Origin of the sequence: Streptomyces paradoxus (assembly GCF_014202475.1) — a bacterium.
Taxonomy (GTDB): domain Bacteria; phylum Actinomycetota; class Actinomycetes; order Streptomycetales; family Streptomycetaceae; genus Streptomyces; species Streptomyces paradoxus.
Genome location: NZ_JACHGV010000001.1, coordinates 1,001,627 through 1,020,244, shown reverse-complemented (window position 1 = coordinate 1,020,244; position 18,618 = coordinate 1,001,627). Strand labels below are relative to the sequence as shown.

The following is an 18,618-nucleotide window of genomic DNA, read 5'->3' as shown; positions in this document are numbered from 1 at the left end:
CGTCCTGACGATGTCTGTAAGAAACCGTGACCAGGCGTCTCTTGACTGATCGTGAAGCGGCTGGATTGGATCGGTGGATGACTTCTACCGCGAAGAGCAGCTGGTCCAGGACGAGGCACACCGGCGCGGCAGTGGCCGCGCTCACCGCCGCTGCGGCACTGCTCGCGGGCTGTTCGTCCGGCGACACCTCCGACGACCCCCTGGCGGGCGAGAAGGCGAAGGCGGGCACCGTCGTCGTCGGCTCCAACAACTTCGCCGAGAGCACCCTGCTCGCCGACATCTACGGCGAGGCGCTCAAGGCCAAGGGCATCAAGGTCACCTACAAGCACAACATCGGCAGCCGCGAGACGACGTACGGCCTGATGAAGAACGGCTCCGTCACCGTGCTGCCGGAGTACAACGGGTCGCTGCTCGCCTACCTCGACCCCAAGGCCGAGCAGAAGTCCGCCGAGGCGGTGAACGAGGCCGTCAAGGCCAAGCTCGACAAGAAGCTGACGCTGCTCAAGTCGTCACCTGCCGAGGACAAGGACTCGGTGACCGTCAACGCCGCGACCGCCAAGAAGTACAAGCTCACCTCCTCGTCCACCCTCGCGGACCTCAAGGAGGCCGCCCCGGACCTGGTGATCGGCGGTTCGCCCGAGTTCCAGACCCGGCACCAGGGCCTGGAGGGCCTGAAGTCCGTGTACGGCCTGGAGTTCAAGTCCTTCAAGGCGCTCGACGCGGGCGGCCCCCTGACCCAGGCGGCGCTGACCAGGAACACCGTCCAGGCCGCCGACATCTTCACCACGGACCCCACCATCGTGAAGGAGAAGTTCGTCGTCCTGAAGGACCCGGAGAACCTCTTCGGGTTCGCCAACGTGACCCCGCTGGTCCACAAGGACGGCCTCTCCCAGAAGGGCGTCGACGCGCTCGACGCGGTCTCCGCGAAGCTGGACACCAAGACGCTCCTGGAGCTGGACGCCCAGGTGCAGCTGGAGAAGAAGGACCCGCTGGACGTGGCGACGGCGTGGCTGAAGTCGGCGGGCCTGGCCTGAGCCGGCGGCCCGTCACGATGGGATAACGGGCTGGGCCGGGTCCGCAGGGGACCGAACGCGGGCCGGTGGTGGGGCGTCACAGGAACGGAACCACCCCGGCATCGCGTTTCCCTGGGAGAGCCATGCGTACCGACAGGACTCGAACCGCCCGTCTTCTGCTCGTCCTCGCCCTGACCCTCACCGCAGCCGGGGCCGCCGCGGGCTGCGGCTCGGCGGAGGCCGGCGGCAGCGAGCCGGATCCCCCGACGCAGGACCGTGCCCGGCAGGTCGCCGACGCCTGGGACGGCTCCCGGGCAGCCGCACAGTGGCACGAGGGCTACCACCCCGTGGAGGCGGTCGTCCAACCGCCCCCGGAGGGCCTGCGCGGCGACGACCGGCGCGCCTACGCGACCGGCAACTTCGAGCTGCGGGCCCCCCTTCCCTCTGCCCAGGGCAAGAGCGGCCGGGTGACGTGGAAGGACGGGGGCTCGCTCACCAGGCCCCTCATGGCGGCCGACCGGGTCTACCGGACCCTGGACCGCGACAGCGGCCCGGGACCCCGACTGACCGTCACCCGGGCAGCGTTGGGGAACATGACGGTGCTCACCGCCCGCGGTCCGGCGACCGTCCCGGCCTGGCTGTTCACCCTGGAGGGTTACGCCGGTCCGCTGAAGAGGGCCGCGGTGAGTGACTCCGGACTGCCCACGCCGCCGATCAAGCCGCTCGGGCAGGACATGCCCCAGGACGTGCTGGCGCCGCTCGGCGGCCTGATGACGGTGGCGCGGGACGGCCGGTCCGTCACCGTGGTGGCGCACCACGGTTCCTGTGACGACGGCCCCGTCGTGACGGCGCTGGAGACGAACGGGAGCGTGGTGCTGTCCGCCGCGGTCGCGGGCATCGAGGACGGTCCCTGCACGAGCGATCTGCGGGGCGAGAAGGTGACGGTGGAGCTGGACCGACCGGTCGGCGACCGCGTTGTCCTGGACGCGTTCACGGGCCGCCCGGTGCCGTACACCGGGTGGCCCGGCGCCGCTCCCGGCCCGAGCTGAGGCGATTCCGCCTCAGCTCTGCACCGCCGACGCGATCAGCTGGTCGATCAGGGCGATCAGCACGTCCCGGCACGACTCCCGGTCCCGGGCGTCGCACAGCAGCACCCGCACGTGTTCCGGCACCGCGAGCGCCTCCCGGATGTCCTCGGGCGGGTACGGGTGTTCGCCGTGAAAGCCGTTGACGCCGACGACGAACGGAATGCCCCGGCGCTCGAAGAAGTCGATCGCGGCGAAGCTGCACTCGGGTCTGCGCACGTCGACCAGGACCACGGCCCCGAGCGCGCCGAGCGCCAGGTCGTTCCACATGAACCAGAACCGCTGCTGCCCCGGCGTGCCGAAGAGATAGAGCACCAGTTCCCGGCTGATGGTGATCCGGCCGAAGTCCAGGGCCACGGTGGTGGCCCGCTTCTCCTCGATGCCCTCGAGGTCGTCTACGCACAGACCGGCCATGGTCAGGGGTTCCTCGGTGCGCAGCGGGACGATCTCGCTGACCGATCCGACCATGGTGGTCTTGCCGACGCCGAAGCCCCCGGCGATGAGGATCTTCACCGTGTCGGGTGCCGAAGAGGCGTCTGTGGCAAGGTCAGAGCCGGCCAAGGCCGTCCCTCACTTTCTGCAGCAGGTCCAGGTCCGGAGTGGTACGGGAGACGAGGCGCGGCGGGCGGACGGTGATCCGGCCCGCCTCCAGCAGGTCGCACAGCAGGATGACGACGACGCTCACCGGCAGGTCGAGCCGGGCGGCCAGCTCCGCCACGGCGACCGGCTCGGCGCACAGCCGGAGGATCCGGGTGTGCTCGGGCTGGCACCGGGCCGCCGTGGCGGGCGGCGGATCGACCGCCGTGACCGTCGAGATGAGCGTGAAGTCGGCGCGGCTGGGGCGGGTCCGGCCGCCGGTCAGAGCGAACAGCCGGACGAGCCGGCCCGCCGGATCACCTACGGTCACCTCACACGCCGGGATCGACGACGGGTCCGGCCGTGCCCCGCGGTGCCGCGCTGAGGTGCTCGCCGATCTTCTTCACCAGCATGTTCATCTGGTACGCCACCACGCCGACGTCCGCGCCCGGCCCGGTCAGCACGACCAGATGTGCCCCGGGTCCGGCGGAGGTGAGGATCAGATAGCTGTTGGCCATCTCGATGAGCGCCTGGCGCACCGGACCGCCCCGGAAGTCCATGCTGACGCCCTTGCTGAGGCTCATCAGCCCGGAGGCGGTCGCCGCGAGCCGCTCGGCGTCGTCACGCAGGAATCCGGTGGACTTGCTGACCACCAGGCCGTCCTCGGAGAGCACCACGGCCTGGTTCACGTCGGCGACCCGCTCCACGAGTCCGGTCAGCAGCTGGTCCAGCTGGGTGTGCGTGGCGGGGATGGGGCGTGTCATTGCGGTGTCCTTCGTCAGCGGTCGGCGGGCGGAGTCGAGGGGACGGGACCGGCGGCGGCCTGCCGGGGTACTGCGGCCACCTCCTCGTCGTGGGGCGGCTCGGCTTCGTCGTCACGGGCCCGGAGCGTGCCGCGCTGGAAGCCGGCCAGGGAGGAGGCGGCGGCCTCGGCGGTGAAGTCGTCCAGGGTGTCGTCGTCAGCGGCGGGCGCGGACTCCTCGCGCAACTCCTCCACCAGGCTGGTCTGCGGCACCCTGCGGGGGAGCGGGGCGAGACCGTCCCGCCGGGGGAGGACCTCGCGGGTGGCGGAGGGGGCGGCGGACGGGACGGCGGAGGCGGTGCGGGCCGCGACGAGGGGCCGGGGCTCCGCGGCGGGCCCGACGGCGCGTTCCGTCCCCCGGGGGGTCTCTCCCCGCTGGGCGTCCGCCGCATCCCGTCCGTTCACGGCCGCCTTCTCGTCCTCAGGTGCGTCGGCGTCCCGCACGCCACCGCCGGGAGTCTCCCGCACCACGATCTCGTGCGGGAGCAGCACGATCGCCGTGGTCCCGCCGTACGGCGACGAGCGCAGCGTGACGGCGATGCCGTGCCGGTGGGCCAGCTGGGCGATCACGAACATGCCCAGGCGCAGGTCGTCGGCGAGCGCCACCACGTCGAACTGCGGCGGCACCGCCAGCTGTTCGTTGAAGGACGTGTAGTCCTCCTCCGACATGCCGAGGCCGCGGTCCTCGACCTCGACGGCCAGGCCCTTGGCCACCATCCCGGCCCGCACCGTGACGGGGCTCGGGGCGGGCGAGTACGCGGTCGCGTTGTCGATGAGCTCGGCCAGCAGATGGATCACGTCGGCCACCGCGGGCGGCGCGACGTACACCTCCTCCTCGGTGAGCACCTCCACCCGCTGGTACTCGGCGACCTCCCCGACCGCGCTGCGCAGGATATCGATCAGCGCGACCGGCTCGGTCCAGCTGCGGCCGGGCCGTTCGCCGCTGACGATGACGAGGTTCTCCTCGTAGCGGCGCAACTGGCTGGCCGTGGAGTCCAGTTCGTACAGGCCCTTGAGGATGTCGGGGTCGGTGTGCTCGCGCTCCAGCGTGTCGAGCTTGCTCAGCTGGAGGTTGACCAGGTTCTGGCTCTGCCGCGCGATGCCCAGGATGATCTTCTGGAAGCCGCGCCGGGTGTCGGCGAGTTCGACCGCGGTGTGCACGGCCGTGCGCTGGGCGGTGTTGAACGCCCGGGCCACCTGGCCGAGTTCGTCGTGGCCGTAGTCCAGCTCGGTCGTCGCCGACTCCGGGTCGACCGTCTCGCCCCGGTCCAGCCGCGCCACCACGTCGGGCAGCCGCTCCTGCGCGAGGCTGACGGCGGCCCGGCGCAGGCCCCGCAGCCGCCGGGACAGCGAGCGGGTGATCCGCCACGACATGCCGACGCACAGCAGCAGCGCGAGCAGCCCGCCGGCGCTCAGCAGCGCCGCCTTGAGCAGCAGGGCGTCCGCCTTGTCGGCGCTGCGCTGCAGCAGCCCCGCCGTCTGCTGCTGGATGAGGCCCGCGTACTGCTCGGACAGCGTGTCCATGGCGCCGGACCACCGCTTCTGCGCGTCCGGCAGGGCGATCCGGTCGGCGGCGGCACCGGCGTTGCGCGAGGCCAGCACCTGGTCCTCGACGGACTGCAGCGTCTGCCAGTCCCGGCTCGCCAGGATCCGCTCGGTCTGGGCCTTGGCGCTGCCCGTCAGCTGCGGCACGACCTGGTCCTTCACCAGCCAGCGCCGGGTGTTCACCAGCTCCGTGAACTGCGTCCACGTCTTGTCGTCCAGATGCCCGGTGGGCCAGGCCAGCGTCAGCTGCGCGTCCTCCCGGGAGACCAGCTCCGCCGCGTGTTCCAGTCCGACCAGCGGGCCGGCCTGCGAGGTGAGGTCGCCGTCGTCGACCTGGGACAGCTCCTGGAAGGCGTGGATCTGGTCGTCGATGATCGAGGAGTACTGGTCCAGCGCCTGCTGCGCGGTGATGTCGGTCGGGTCGTCCACCTGGTCCCGGTAGTACTCCAGGCTGCCCACCGAGCCCAGCACCGAGTAGAGCCGGTCGGATATGCGGGAGGGTGCCTTCTCGATCGCGTCCGCCTGCCCGACCAGCTTGGCGACCGCCTTGTCGGTCTCCGCGCGCTGCGCGTCCAGGGCGGCCCGGGAGCCCTTCGGCGAGGCCAGCCAGGCGGCCGACAGGCTGCGTTCCCGCTGCAGCGCCAGCGTCGCGTCGGTGCCCATGGCGCCGGTCGACCGGCTGAGCTCCGTCTGGTCGCGCAGCCTGAGTCCCTCCGAGAACATCTGGATCGTCGTCACGCCCCACATGGCGGCGAGGGTGACGCTGGGCACGAGGGCCAGGAGCACCAGGGAGAGGCGTATGGAACCGAGGCGGCGCCGGGCACCTGTCCGTCGAGACATCGTCGTCCTAGGGCGATCAGCGGGGGGAGGGGAACGGGGAGGCGGAGCGGTAGGGGGGTGCGGGGGACGGGCGCGGGGGTGGTGCCGTCCCGGACACGGCACATGGGATGCGCAGGATGTTATCCGTACAAGTGGGCGCGCGGGCCGGGCCTGACCGATTCTTTGGCGACACTGTCACAGGATGTGTCCGGTCACCGGGTCCCGGCGGCCGCGAACCGTGCCACGGCGGACACGTTCGACCTGGTCACGAAGGCGGGGCCGGTGAGCACCGGAGCCGTCCCGCCGCCGCTGACGTTGCCGTTGGTCCGGTACAGCCACAGGGCGTCCACCGCGAGGTAGCCCTGCAGATACGGCTGCTGGTCCACGGCGAACTGCACCTCGCCGTCCTTGACCGCCTCGACCAGGTCCTTGTTGAGGTCGAAGGTGGCGACCTTCGCCCGGCTGCCGGACTGCCGCACCGCCTCGACCGCGCTCAGTGCGAACTGGGCGCCGTTGGTGACGACCTCGTCGATGCTGGAGTCCTGCCGCAGCCGGGAGGCGATGGTGGCGGTCACCGCGTCCGGGTCGGTGCCGTCCACGTACAGGTTGTCGGTGTCGCCGCCGAACGCCATGCGCACACCGGCGCAGCGGGCCTCCAGCGCGACGTTGCCCCGCTCGTGCACCACGCACAGGGCGTGTTTGGCCTTGAGGTCGTCCAGCTTGTCGCCGACGGCCCGGCCCGCGACGGACTCGTCCTGGCCGAAGTACTCCAGGAGCCCGGCCGGCCGCCAGGCGTCGATGCCGGAGTTGAGCCCGACGACGGGGATGCCCGCCGCCTTGGCCTGGGCGACCGGGCCGCGCATCGCGGCCGGCTTGGCCAGGGTCACCGCGATGCCGTCGGCTCCGTCGCGCACCGCGTCCCGCACCAGATCGGCCTGCGCGGCCGGGTCCGCGTCGCCGGCGTACGTCAGGTCGATGCCGTCCTTGGCGGCCGCCGCCTCGGCGCCCCTGCGGACCAGGTCCCAGAAGGCGTCGCCCTTGCCGCCGTGCGTCACCAGGGTGACCTTCATCCCGCCGCCGGTTCCGCCCCCCGCGTCCGGCCCGTCACCGGCCGCGCCGAGGACGGAGCAGCCGGACACCAGCAGGCACAGCACGGACGCCAGGACGGCGGCACGGGTGCGTCCGGCGGAAGTGTGCGGCGGGGGAGGAGTGTTCATGAGGGGCGGACCTCGCTGTGCGGCCGAGCAAGAGCAGGGTGAGAGTGCGTGCCGTGCCGCTGGGTGTGCACCGGCCTGATGACTCTCGCTGGCCCGGAGCCAACCGTGTGTGACCGCCGGTCGTCAAGTGAGCGGCCACATGCAGTGAGTTGATGCTGCCGCATCGTGATGATCCGTCCGACCGGTCGAACAGCATGATTCCGGTTACGGCTTGCGGGCCACCGCCCCGTACATCGCGATGTCCTCGTCGCGGATGCTCTCACCTGTGCTTTCCATACCGTCCGTGCGGTTCGGACGCCACTTGTGGACCTGGACGACGCCGGGTTCCACCAGGTCGAGTCCCTCGAAGAACTCCGCCGCCTCGGAGTGAGTGCGCAGCCGCATCGGCATGCCCCGGGCCGCGTACTCCCGGGCGACCCGGCCGACCTCGTCCGGGGCGAAGTCGGCGGTGCCGACGGACATCGCCAGACAGCTGCCGGAGGGCAGCGGTTCGAGGAGCCGGCGGACGATGCCGACGGCGTCGTGCTCGTCGAGCATGAAGTGCACGATCGCGATCACCGTCAGCGCGCCGGCTCCGACAGATCGAGGGTCTCCCGGAACCCGGGGGCGCCGACGATGGCCGCCGGGTCGCGCATGTCCGCCTCGACGTACGCCGTCCTGCCCTCCGGCGTGCCGGACAGCAGCCCCCGCGACAGGGTGAGGACGAGCGGGTCGTTGTCGACGTAGACGACCCGCGCCCCGGGCGCCGCGGCCTGGGCGATCTCGTGCAGGTTGGGGGAGGTCGGGATGCCGGTGCCGATGGCTAGGGCCCGTCGTCCGGATCGGCCGCGGCAATCCCCTCAGGACTGCCGCGCCGGCGTCGGAGGCAGGGTCTTGGCCGCCCGGGCCTCTTTCCGGCGCTGTCTGCGGCTGACGCGGGGTTCCTGGTCCGGGAGCCAGCCGAAGGCGAGGCAGCTGCCGGTCACGCCCAGGAGCAGGCCCACGAAGAAGCCGCCCAGGTTGGAGGTCATCCAGGTGCCCAGGGAGACCAGGACGCCGATGACCGAGTAGAACAGGCGCTGGGTGGGGTTGAAGAGGATCAGCACGCCGCACAGCAGCATCACCACCGGGAGCAGATAGCCGGCCAGGCCCTGCATGCCGACGTGCAGGATGACGTCCAGCGACGCCTTCAGGGTGAGCAGGACCTCCGCCCCGCCCAGGGCGAGCAGCAGCCCGCCCCAGAACGGACGGCCGGCCCGCCACTGCCTGAAGGCGGGCCGGAATCCCTGGTGCGGGCCGCGCGGCATCAGCAACCCGATCCGCTGAAGCCCAGCTTCAGGCCCGGCAGCTTGAACACACCGGCCGTCGTGGCGTAGTTGGTCTGCCGCAGGTTGGCGATGTGCACCGTGTCGGACTGCTGGCTGAACACGCCGATCGGCCCACGGCCCTTCGGGCCCGCCTTGTTCAGGGTGCTGGCGTCGTTGCCGATCTCGATGTTGGTGAAGGCGGCGTCGCCGGACAGCTCGGTCGAGTCGGTCGTCAGATCGCTGGCGCGCACCTTCTGCGCGCCTTCACCCGCCCTGATGACCAGGTTCGTGCCGCCCAGGTCCACGCTCTGGCAGAGCTTGGTGAGCGTCGCGTTCTTGATCACGGATGTGACCACCAGTACCTGACCGCCGGTCTCACCCGCGTTGGGGCTGCCCTCGGCCATCTCGTCCAGACCGCCGAACTGTGCGAAGCCGGTGCCGTCCAGCTCGGTCGCGGTGACGGTGAAGGGCATGCCGGAGATGGCGAACTGCACGCCCAGGGCCCCCTCTGCGGTGAGGACCGCGAGGCCCGCGGCGACCAGGGTGGCCGGCACCGCCATCACCGCGGCCCGGCGGGCCCGGACCCGTCCTCGTCGCGCGGGGGCGTCGTGGACGTCCGGGGCGGCGGCGCCGTCCGGTCTTTCGGGGGTGTGCTCGGCGGAGGAGGTCATGTCTGCTCCAGGTGCATGTCGGTGCGGATCGGACTTCGGTGGCACGTTGCCCTGGCGCGGACACCGACCGCGTACGCACGTCTCCCGCAACTCCCGGCGGTTGCAAGGGCTTTCCGTTACGCCGCAGTAGCCGTCGAGGAAGTTACCGGGGGTTACATCAAGGGTCAAGGGAAGTGTGAACAAAGAGTGGTGATGGTGCGGCACGGGTGAGTCGCCGGTTTCCCGAAAGGCTCACCGCATGCACAACTCCCTTGCAAAGCCTTGACGTTGGCTCAGGTGCAGGTCTACAACTCTCCTCGTCCCACCGGATCCGTGGCGCCGGGTCCGCCACGCGGCACGCCCGTGTGTCCCGGACCCGCTCGTCCCCGCCAGGGCATCTCGTCGCCCGGTGCGTCCGAACGGGCTTTCCCTCGCCTGAGTTCCCCCCGCCACGGCATGGCCGCTTCTTCCGGCCGTGCCACCAGCCACCCCCCGCCCGGCCCGGCCGGAGGTCCCTTCCCGTGTGAACCTCCGGCCGGTGACCGGCCTGCCGTTGCCGGCCCGTCACGTACGGAGAAGGCGTGACGGGCAGGCGACGGCGGACGCCCGGCGCACCCCCCACCCCTCACCCCCCCCCGCTATGGAAAGAGGTACACCCGCATGCGTACGCGCACCCTCCTCACCTTGACCGCCGCCGTCGCCGCCCTGGGCCTCGCCGCCCCCGCCTCCGCGGCCGACACCCCCGTTCTGACCACCGCCGACGGAGGGGCCGTCGCGGTCGGCGACGTCCTCGACGCGTCCCTGGCCGGCGGCACCGCCGCCACCTTCTACTCCAGCGCGACCGGCACCAGTGGCATCTCCTGCACCAAGTCGGCGTTCTCCGCCGCCGTCACCGACAACCCCGCCGCCCCCGGCACCGCCACCGAGTCCCTGACCTCGCACAGCTTCGACACCAGCGGCTGCACCACCAACGTCGTCGGGGTGCTCGGCGTCAGCGGCATCACCGTCGACAACCTGCCCTACACCACCAGCGTGTCCTCCGGCGGCACCGTCTCCGTGACTCCGGCTGCGGGCTCCGCCGTTCAGTCCACGGTCAAGCTGCGCACCCTGCTCGGCACCATCACCTGCGTCTACCAGGCCCCTGGCCTGACCGGCACGGCGAGCAACGCCGACAACAGCATCTCCTTCACCAACCAGCAGTTCACCAAGGTGTCCGGCTCGTCGCTCTGCTTCGCCAACGCCTTCTTCACCGCCAAGTACGCCCCGGTGACCAAGGGCGGCGTCGCCGTCGTCGTCAACTAGCCCTGGACGCCCGTAGTTCAGCGTCGCCGTAGCCGAAGGGCCAGGGCGGCGCCGCCGGCGAGCAGCAGCACCGCCGCGGCGCCGCCCGCCAGCACGGGCGCGGACGGGCCGGAGGCCGGGCCGGACGTGGTGGCCAGCGGAGTGTGGTCGCCCTGGGGCTGCGGGCCGGGGGATTCGACGGCGGGGCTCGCCACCGGCTCCTCCGTCTCCGGCTCCCCCTTCCGCTCGGGAGCCTTCGTCCCCGGCTCCTTCTTCGCCGGTTCCTTCTTCTCCGGCTCCTCCGTCTTCCGCGGCTCCTTCTCCTTCTCCGGGAACACCACGTCCGAGCACGAGTAGTAGGTGTCCGGCGTGCTGCTGTTCTGCCAGACCGTGTACAGCACATGCCGCCCGGTCCGGTCGGACGGCAGTGTCGCCTCCATGCGGTACGCGCCGTCGGTCAGAGCCGGGTCCGTCACCTCGGCGAACGGCTTCTCCGGCAGGTCGGACCAGGACAGCGGACCGGCCGGGTCGTAGCCGGGCTTCGTCAGATACATGCGGAACGTGCCGGTGTGCGGGATCGTCGAGACGTACCGCATCGTCAGCTTCGCGCCGGGGGCCATCCGGGTCGACGGCCAGTCGGCGCGGGCGAGGTCGAGACCCCGGTAGGCGGGCAGGCCACCGCTGCACAGCTTCCCGTCCGGGATCACTGCGCGGTCCCGGCCGTTCACGTTCGCCACCCGCAGGTTGTCCCACGCCGTGAAGGGCGCGCCGTTCGCGGCGACGGCCGCACGGCACGCCGCCGTGCCTGCCCGGTCACCGCCCTCCGGAGAACAGGCCACGACCCGGCTCACCGGGTCCGTCGGTGCCCCGTGCGCACGGGCGGGCCCCGCCGTCCCGAGCGGCAGCAGCAGCGGGGTCACCAGAGCCGCCGCGAGTGCGGCGCGGTGTGCGGTCGTACGAGGCATCCGTCTGCTTCTCCTCGGCCCGGGCGGCGACGTTCGGTAGTGCAGTACGGGAAAACGGCCCGACGCGTTCATCGCGCCACGACCTGCTGCAAAAGGGGCCATTGGACGCCCAACTGCGCGCTGTACCCCTGCCATAGAGGGTGGGCGGGCAAGTGGATCGAGGGTTTCCCCCGTATCCCGCTGACCTTTCCTTTGCCTATCGTTCGACCACAGCTGACCCACAGGTAACCCCGAACGGTCCGCTCCCCACACGCCTGGCCGGCCATCGCGTCGCTCTTCGCTTTTCGAACGACCCCCCTCCGCTTCGAGGAAGAAGCGACTCCACCGCCGCTCCGCCCAGCCCGGAGTCCGGCCACGAAAGGCAACGACCGTGCGTATCTCCCCAGAGCTCAGACGGAAGCTGATATCCGTCGCCGTCGTCTCCACCGCCCTGCTGACCGCAGCCCCCGCCTCGGTCGCCGTCGCCCAGGAGCCGGCCCCCCGCCCGGCCGCCGTCCCCGCCGCGCAGACCGAGGCCGCCCCGGGCGTCCAGGCCGAGCGCCTCATCGTCGGCTACAAGTCCGGCGCGAGCGAGGCCAAGTCGAACAAGGCGGCCGCCGCCGACGCCGCGTCCAAGGCCGAGAAGACCGGCGAGGAGATCGACTTCCAGCGCCGCCTCGGCACCGGCGCCGCCCTCGTCGAGCTGGGCAGCGACCCCACCCGTGCCGACGTCGCCGACGTCGTCGCCCAGTACCAGGCCGACCCGCAGGTCGCCTACGTCGTCCCGGACCGCCTGAACAAGCCGACGGCCGTCACGCCGAACGACACCGAGTACGGCAAGCAGTGGGACCTGTTCGAGTCCACCGCGGGCATGAACGTCCCCGCCGCCTGGGACACCACCACCGGCAGCGGCGTGACCGTCGCCGTCATCGACACCGGTTACGTCGCCCACTCGGACCTGGCCGCGAACATCGTCGGCGGCTACGACTTCATCTCCGACACCGCCGTCTCCGTCGACGGCAACGGCCGTGACAGCAACCCGGCCGACCCGGGCGACTGGTACAACGACAACGAGTGCGGCCAGGGCATCCCGGCCTCCACCTCCTCCTGGCACGGCACCCACGTGGCCGGCACCATCGCCGCCGCCACCAACAACGGCAAGGGTGTCGCCGGTATCGCCTACGGCGCGAAGATCTCCCCCGTCCGCGTGCTGGGCAAGTGCGGCGGCTACGACTCCGACATCATCGACGCCATCACCTGGGCGTCCGGCGGCAGCGTCTCGGGCGTGCCCGCCAACACCAACGTCGCCAAGGTCATCAACATGAGCCTCGGCGGGGGCGGCGCCTGCTCCAGCGCGACCCAGAGCGCCATCAACGGCGCCGTGAACCGCGGCACCTCGGTCGTCGTCGCGGCCGGCAACGAGAACACCAACGCCTCGTCCTCGTCCCCGGCGAACTGCAACAACGTCATCACCGTCGCCGCGACCAACCGCGCCGGCAGCCGCGCCTCGTACTCCAACTACGGCACGGTCGTGGACATCTCCGCCCCCGGCGGTGAGACCCGCACCTCGACCGCCAACGGCATCCTCTCCACGCTGAACTCCGGCTCCAAGACGCCGTCGAGCGAGAACTACGCCTACTACCAGGGCACCAGCATGGCCACCCCGCACGTCGCGGGCCTCGCCGCCCTGATGAAGTCGGCCAACTCCGCCCTCACCCCGGCGCAGATCGAGTCGGCCATCAAGGCCAATGCCCGTGCCCTGCTGGGCACCTGCTCCGGCGGCTGCGGCGCCGGCCTCGCGGACGCCGCCAAGACGGTCCAGGCCGTCAAGGGCGGTACGTCCACCGGCACGACGTTCTCCAGCACCACCGCCGTCGCCATCCCGGACAACGGCGCCGCGATCGAGTCGCCGATCAGCGTCACCGGCCGCAGCGGCAACGCCCCCTCGGCCCTCCAGGTCGGCGTCGACATCACCCACACCTACCGCGGCGACCTCGTCATCGACCTGGTCGCGCCGGACGGTTCGGCGTACCGCCTGAAGTCCGCCGCGTCGGACTCCGCGGACAACGTGAACACCACGTACACGGTGAACGCCTCCAGTGAGGTGGCCAACGGCACGTGGAAGCTGCGCGTCCAGGACACCGCCGCCCAGGACACGGGCACCCTCAACGGCTGGAAGCTGACCTTCTGATCCCTGTGATTCTCCTTCGGGAACTCTGAACGAGGCAGGCCGCGAGCGGGCGGGCCGGCCGGTGCGGATGGGGCACCGGCCGGCCCGCCTTTACGTCTGGCCCCACATCCCCCACAGTTAGATACCGAACGCGCTGTTTTCTTTCACCAGTTGCGCTTGTTTTGCCGGATGTGCACCCGCACTCCGGCACCCTGGTGTGGTGAGTGCCGTCTCAGGGTGAGTTATCGTGTACGCGGGGTAAAAACAAACGGCATGACCCGTTCATTTCCGTCCCGGGAGAGTTCAGCCGATGGCGAGGCAGTTGCGAGCCGAGCAGACCCGCTCGACGATCATCACGGCCGCCGCTGACCTGTTCGACCGTCGCGGCTACGAATCGACCAGTCTCAGCGACATCGTGGAGCACGCCCACGTCACCAAGGGCGCCCTGTACTTCCACTTCGCGGCGAAGGAGGATCTCGCCCACGCGATCCTCGAAATCCAGTCGCACACCGCCCGCCGGATGGCGACGGAGACGGACAACCGCGGCCACACGTCCCTGGAGGCGCTGATGCGCCTCACCTTCGGCATCACGCGCATGTCCGTCGAGGACCCGGTGCTGCGGGCCGGACTGCGGCTTGCCACGGGAGGGATCCGGCCCAAGCCGCCCCTGAGCCACCCCTTCACCGAGTGGCTGGACATCGTCACGGCCCGGCTCGTCGGCGCGGTCAAGGAGTCCGACGTCCACCCGGACATCGATATCGACGTCGTGGCCCACTCGTTGGTCTGCTTCTTCGTCGGCACCCGCGTCGTGGGCCGCTCCCGCGAGCCGGTCGCGCGCCAGCCCCGCCGCACGGCCGAGATGTGGAACATACTGATCCGCGGCCTGGTCCCGGTGACCCGCCGGGCCCGCTATCTGAGCCTGGCGGCCCGTCTGGAGCGGGAGATCGTACCGGTGTGACCTGGGCGCCGGAGGACCGTCCCGTGCACGGCGCCCGCGCGTTACCGTGAGGCCCATGCCCGACACCCCCTCCGCACCCCTGCTCCTCGGCAACCAGCCGGGCTCCTTCCCCCACAGCGTGCTGGCCGAGCGCCACCCCGCCATCATCAAGCAGGTCCGCGAGGCCTTCCCGTACGAACCCGCGCAGCACCGCGCCCTCGACGCACTGCTCGCCAACTGCACCGAGGGCGAGATCGAACCCCTCCCCGCCGACGCCCACGACCGGCACCACTGGGAGACCTGGGGACTGCGCGAGTACACCGGCCGCTCCTGGTTCGACGTGCCGTGGCTCTGGTCCGAGAGCTGGTTCTACCGTCGGCTGCTCCACGCCGTCGGCTACTTCGGCCCCGGCCCGTGGCAGGGCATCGACCCCTTCCGTCCCTTCAAGCTCGCCGAACTCGACTCCGCCGAGACCGACGAGGAACTCGCCGCACTCGACGACCTCGCCGCTCGCCCCGCCGCCGAACAGGCACGGGCCCTGCTGCACGGCTCCCTGTGGGGCAACCGCGCCGACCTCGGCTTCCGCCTCTCCGCCGAGGGCGCGCGGGCCGCGGACGCCGCGCCCGGCCTGGTCGCCGACGACAGCGACCGGCTCTGGTCGCTGCTGGACGGTGCCGGCGGGGGCGGCACCCTGTACCTGGTCGCCGACAACGCGGGCCGTGAACTCGTCCCCGACCTCCTCCTCATCGCCCACCTCCTGCACAGCGGGCGCATCGGACAGGCGGTCCTGCACGTCAAGCCGTACCCCTACTACGTCTCCGACGCCACCACCGCCGACGTCGTCGACGCCCTGCGCCGGCTGACCGGGGCCGGGGGAGCGGCCGCCGCGTACGGACGGCACCTGTGGTCCGCCCTGGGCGACGGGCGTCTCACCCTGCGCGCCCACCCCTTCTCCAGTGCCCCGCTGCCGTACGCGGAGATGCCCGGCGACCTGCGCGCCGAGTTCGCCGAAGCCACCCTCACGATCGTCAAGGGCGACCTCAACTACCGGCGTCTGGTGGGCGACCGGCTCTGGGACCCCACCACGCCGTTCGCCGACGTCGCCACCTGCTTCCCCGGCCCGGTCGCCGCCCTGCGCACCCTGAAGTCCGATGTGATCACCGGCCTCGACGCGGCCACCGAGGCCGCCCTGGTCGCGGCGGAGGACCAGCGCTGGCGCACCAGCGGCACGCACGCACTGATCCAGGTACGGGACGGCGCCCCCTGATTCACGCGTTGGTGTGATCATGTACGACGCGGCGGATGCCGTCGCCGGGCCCGGGGTAGGGCCCGGCCATGACGCAGCCGTTCGAACTCCCGCGCTTCTACCTGCCGCATCCCGCGCGGCTGAACCCGCACGTCGACGAGGCCAGGGCGCATTCGACGCAGTGGGCGCGCGAGATGGGCATGCTGGAGGGATCCGGAGTCTGGGAGCGGGCCGACCTCGACGCGCACGACTACGGCCTGCTCTGCGCCTACACCCACCCCGACTGTGACGGCCCCGCCCTCTCCCTCATCACCGACTGGTACGTGTGGGTCTTCTTCTTCGACGACCACTTCCTGGAGCTGTACAAGCGCAGCCAGGACCGCGTCGCCGGCAAGGCCCACCTGGACCGGCTGCCGCTGTTCATGCCGCTGGACCTGTTCGCTCCCGTGCCGGAGCCGGAGAACCCGGTCGAGGCGGGCCTGGCCGACCTGTGGGCGCGCACGGTGCCGAAGATGTCCGAGGACTGGCGCCGCCGCTTCGCCGTGGCCACCGAGCACCTCCTCAACGAGTCGATGTGGGAGCTGTCCAACATCAACGAGGGGCGGATCGCCAACCCCGTCGAGTACATCGAGATGCGCCGCAAGGTCGGCGGCGCCCCCTGGTCGGCGGGGCTCGTGGAGTACGCCACCGCCGAAGTGCCCGCCTCCGTCGCCGGGTCCAGGCCGCTGAGGGTGCTGATGGAGACGTTCTCCGACGCCGTGCACCTGCGCAACGACCTGTTCTCCTACCGGCGCGAGGTCGAGGACGAGGGCGAGAACAGCAACGGCGTGCTCGTCCTGGAGACCTTCTTCGGCTGCACCACCCAGGCGGCCGCCGACACCGTCAACGACGTCCTCACCTCCCGCCTCCACCAGTTCGAGCACACGGCGTTCACCGAAGTGCCCGCACTGGCCCTGGAGAAGGGGCTCGGTCCGGACGAACTCGCGGCCGTGGCGGCGTACACCAAAGGGCTGCAGGACTGGCAGTCCGGTGGCCACGAGTGGCATCTGCGCTCCAGCCGCTACATGAACGAGAACGCGGTGCGCGGCGGCAGCCCGTGGCCGGGATGCTCCGGCATCGGCACCTCCGCCGCCGACGTCCGCGCCCTGCTCGCGACGGCCGGGGCCGAGCGTTCGCGCTCGTACACGCACGTGCCGTACCAGAAGGTCGGCCCGGCGCGGATCCCCGACATCCGCATGCCGTTCCCGCTGGAGCTCAGCCCGCACCTGGACCACACCCGCCGGAGCCTGCGCCACTGGGCGGAGCGCACGGGCATCCTGGCCGAGGGCGTCTGGGACGAGGACAGGCTCCGCGCCCACGACCTCGCGCTCTGCGCGGCCGGCCTCGACCCGGACGCAACCCGCGAGGCCCTCGACCTCAGTGCGCAGTGGCTGGCTTGGGGCACTTACGGCGACGACTACTACCCGCTGGTCCACGGCCACCGCCGCGACCTCGCCGCGGCCCGGCTGACCACGGCCCGCCTGTCCGCCTGCATGCCGCTCGACGGCGCGGAGCCACTGCTCCCCGCCAACGCCATGGAGCGCGGCCTGGTCGACCTGTGGGCCCGCACCACCGCGGACATGACGCCCGAGGCAAAGCGCACGTTCAAGGCCGCGGTCGACGTCATGACGGAGAGCTGGGTGTGGGAGCTGTCCAACCATCTCCAGAACCGCGTGCCCGACCCGGTCGACTACCTGGAGATGCGCCGGGCGACCTTCGGCTCCGAGCTGACCCTGAGCCTGTGCCGGATGGGGCACGGCCCGGCCGTCCCGCCCGAGGTCTACCGCAGCGGCCCGGTCCGCTCCCTGGAGAACGCCGCGATGGACTTCGCGTGCCTCGTCAACGACGTCTTCTCCTACCAGAAGGAGATCGAGTACGAGGGCGAGATCCACAACGCGATCCTCGTCGTGCAGTCCTTCTTCGGCTGCGACTACCCGACCGGGCTCGGCATCGTGCACGACCTGATGAGCCAGCGCATGCGCCAGTTCGAGCACGTCGTCGAGCACGAACTGCCCGTCCTGTACGACGACTTACAGCTCACGGGCGAAGCGCGCGCGGCGATGGGGACGTACGTGGCGGACCTCAGGAACTGGCTGTCCGGCATCCTCCACTGGCATCGCGAGGTGGACCGCTACAAGGACGCGTGGCTGTCCCGCCGCACCCACGGCTTCCTCCCGGACCGGCCGCCGGCCGTGCCCGCTCTTCGCTGACCGCTCCCTGCTCCACGGCTCGTACCGCGCCCCGCGACCGGGTGCGGTACGAGCCGTGTCCGCGTCCGGGCCGTCTCCGGGCCGCCTCTGCCCCGGTCAGTCTCACTCGTTCGTGGCTCGTCGGCCGCCGACGAGCCGGGTAGAGCACCTGCCGTGATCGTTCCGGAACCGGCCGGAGGCGATCGGCACCCTCCGGAGGCGAGCCATGGAACAGACCGCGCTGCGACCCAAGCCGATGCCGGGGCAGGATCCCGACGGAGCCGCGCCGGCGACGGGGCCCGGCCCGTCACGGCCCCGCCCGCACGCCGCCCGGCGACGGGGGAGACGGCTCCTCAACGTGCTGCTCGCCGGCTGCGCCGGCGCGGTCCTGGTGCTGTCCGGGATCGGCCTCGGGGCGATGGGGGCCACGGTGCTCGGCAAGGGCGGGCGCCTCGACCCGCGGGGGTGGCACACGGCGTCGCTCCCCGGCCCCTCACCCTCCGCCACTCCCTCCGCGCCCGCCGCCGCGACCCTCGGCGTGCAGGTCATGGACGCCCGCAAGCCGGGGGCCGAGGTCGTGGGGCTGCACGTCCCCGGGCCGGCCCAGGCCGCCGGGCTGGTGCGCGGCGACGTGCTCCTCGCCTTCGGCGCGACCCGGATCGACACGGCCGCCGACCTGGTCCGGGCCGTGGCCCGCGCCCGCCCGGGCTCCGAGGTCAGGCTCACCGTGCGCCACCGCAGCGGCGGCTACGAGCAGCTGATTCTCGTACCGGCCGTCACCGCGTGAGGCACGCCCGCACGGCAATGTTGCCCGGGTGA

16 protein-coding genes and 1 pseudogene are annotated in these 18,618 nt (G+C 71.6%); 8 read left to right on the top strand and 9 right to left on the bottom strand.

The genetic code is table 11. The features are described from left to right. Nucleotides 1-77: 77 nt before the first annotated feature. Complete coding sequence (locus tag HNR57_RS04550) at nt 78-1,034, top strand: ABC transporter substrate-binding protein (protein WP_184556176.1); 957 nt, start codon at nt 78-80, stop codon at nt 1,032-1,034. A 122-nt stretch (nt 1,035-1,156) separates the two neighbouring features. Next, nucleotides 1,157-2,062: a hypothetical protein gene (locus HNR57_RS04545; protein WP_184556172.1), complete on the top strand. Its 906-nt coding sequence runs from the start codon at nt 1,157-1,159 to the stop codon at nt 2,060-2,062. A gap of 12 nt (nt 2,063-2,074) precedes the next feature. Here HNR57_RS04545 and HNR57_RS04540 read toward each other — a convergent pair whose 3' ends face one another. The 8 genes and pseudogenes from HNR57_RS04540 to HNR57_RS04505 all read right to left on the bottom strand — a co-directional run bounded on the left by HNR57_RS04540 (nt 2,075) and on the right by HNR57_RS04505 (nt 9,014). Next, complete coding sequence (locus HNR57_RS04540; RefSeq protein ID WP_184556169.1) at nt 2,075-2,659, bottom strand: GTP-binding protein; 585 nt, start codon at nt 2,657-2,659, stop codon at nt 2,075-2,077. Further along, nucleotides 2,646-3,005 (bottom strand): DUF742 domain-containing protein, encoded by a 360-nt coding sequence (locus HNR57_RS04535; protein ID WP_184556166.1) that lies wholly within the window; start codon nt 3,003-3,005, stop codon nt 2,646-2,648. Before HNR57_RS04535 ends, HNR57_RS04540 begins: the two co-directional genes overlap by 14 nt. Before the next feature lies 1 nt (nt 3,006). Next, a complete protein-coding gene (locus HNR57_RS04530; RefSeq protein ID WP_030838918.1) occupies nt 3,007-3,438 on the bottom strand; it encodes a roadblock/LC7 domain-containing protein in 432 nt (143 codons plus the stop codon). A 14-nt stretch (nt 3,439-3,452) separates the two neighbouring features. Then, nucleotides 3,453-5,861, bottom strand: coding sequence for a sensor histidine kinase (locus tag HNR57_RS04525; protein WP_184556163.1), 2,409 nt, complete (start codon nt 5,859-5,861; stop codon nt 3,453-3,455). Nucleotides 5,862-6,052: 191 nt separating this feature from the next. After that, nucleotides 6,053-7,057, bottom strand: a complete 1,005-nt coding sequence (locus HNR57_RS04520) for a substrate-binding domain-containing protein (RefSeq protein WP_184556160.1) — start codon at nt 7,055-7,057, stop codon at nt 6,053-6,055. A gap of 204 nt (nt 7,058-7,261) precedes the next feature. Next, nucleotides 7,262-7,872 (bottom strand): annotated as a pseudogene (locus HNR57_RS04515) (SAM-dependent methyltransferase); the annotation flags it as partial. Between the two features lie 24 nt (nt 7,873-7,896). Next, nucleotides 7,897-8,343 carry a DUF6114 domain-containing protein gene (locus tag HNR57_RS04510; RefSeq protein WP_184556157.1) on the bottom strand — a complete coding sequence of 149 codons (447 nt, stop codon included), beginning with the start codon at nt 8,341-8,343 and terminating at the stop codon, nt 7,897-7,899. Then, complete coding sequence (locus HNR57_RS04505) at nt 8,343-9,014, bottom strand: DUF6230 family protein (protein WP_184556154.1); 672 nt, start codon at nt 9,012-9,014, stop codon at nt 8,343-8,345. The genes HNR57_RS04510 and HNR57_RS04505 overlap by 1 nt, the downstream gene beginning before the upstream one ends. Nucleotides 9,015-9,653: 639 nt before the next feature. Between HNR57_RS04505 and HNR57_RS04500 the strand changes: the two genes are divergently transcribed. Beyond that, nucleotides 9,654-10,295: a Tat pathway signal sequence domain protein gene (locus HNR57_RS04500; RefSeq protein ID WP_184556151.1), complete on the top strand. Its 642-nt coding sequence runs from the start codon at nt 9,654-9,656 to the stop codon at nt 10,293-10,295. Nucleotides 10,296-10,312: 17 nt separating this feature from the next. On the opposite strand, the gene HNR57_RS04495 is transcribed toward HNR57_RS04500, so the two are convergent. Next, nucleotides 10,313-11,239 carry a lytic polysaccharide monooxygenase auxiliary activity family 9 protein gene (locus tag HNR57_RS04495; RefSeq protein WP_184556148.1) on the bottom strand — a complete coding sequence of 309 codons (927 nt, stop codon included), beginning with the start codon at nt 11,237-11,239 and terminating at the stop codon, nt 10,313-10,315. A gap of 370 nt (nt 11,240-11,609) precedes the next feature. Between HNR57_RS04495 and HNR57_RS04490 the strand changes: the two genes are divergently transcribed. The 5 genes from HNR57_RS04490 to HNR57_RS04470 all read left to right on the top strand — a co-directional run bounded on the left by HNR57_RS04490 (nt 11,610) and on the right by HNR57_RS04470 (nt 18,586). Then, the gene (locus HNR57_RS04490) at nt 11,610-13,409 is read left to right on the top strand and encodes a S8 family peptidase (RefSeq protein ID WP_184556144.1); all 1,800 of its coding nucleotides are present in this window, start codon (nt 11,610-11,612) and stop codon (nt 13,407-13,409) included. Between the two features lie 289 nt (nt 13,410-13,698). Continuing rightward, on the top strand, nt 13,699-14,346 hold the full coding sequence (locus HNR57_RS04485) for a ScbR family autoregulator-binding transcription factor (RefSeq protein WP_184556141.1): 648 nt from the start codon (nt 13,699-13,701) through the stop codon (nt 14,344-14,346). Between the two features lie 55 nt (nt 14,347-14,401). Next, nucleotides 14,402-15,592, top strand: coding sequence for a damage-control phosphatase ARMT1 family protein (locus HNR57_RS04480; RefSeq protein ID WP_184556137.1), 1,191 nt, complete (start codon nt 14,402-14,404; stop codon nt 15,590-15,592). A gap of 68 nt (nt 15,593-15,660) precedes the next feature. After that, nucleotides 15,661-17,820 (top strand): germacradienol/geosmin synthase Cyc2, encoded by a 2,160-nt coding sequence (cyc2, locus tag HNR57_RS04475; protein WP_184556134.1) that lies wholly within the window; start codon nt 15,661-15,663, stop codon nt 17,818-17,820. A gap of 205 nt (nt 17,821-18,025) precedes the next feature. Beyond that, a complete protein-coding gene (locus HNR57_RS04470; RefSeq protein ID WP_184556131.1) occupies nt 18,026-18,586 on the top strand; it encodes a PDZ domain-containing protein in 561 nt (186 codons plus the stop codon). Nucleotides 18,587-18,618 lie beyond the last annotated feature (32 nt).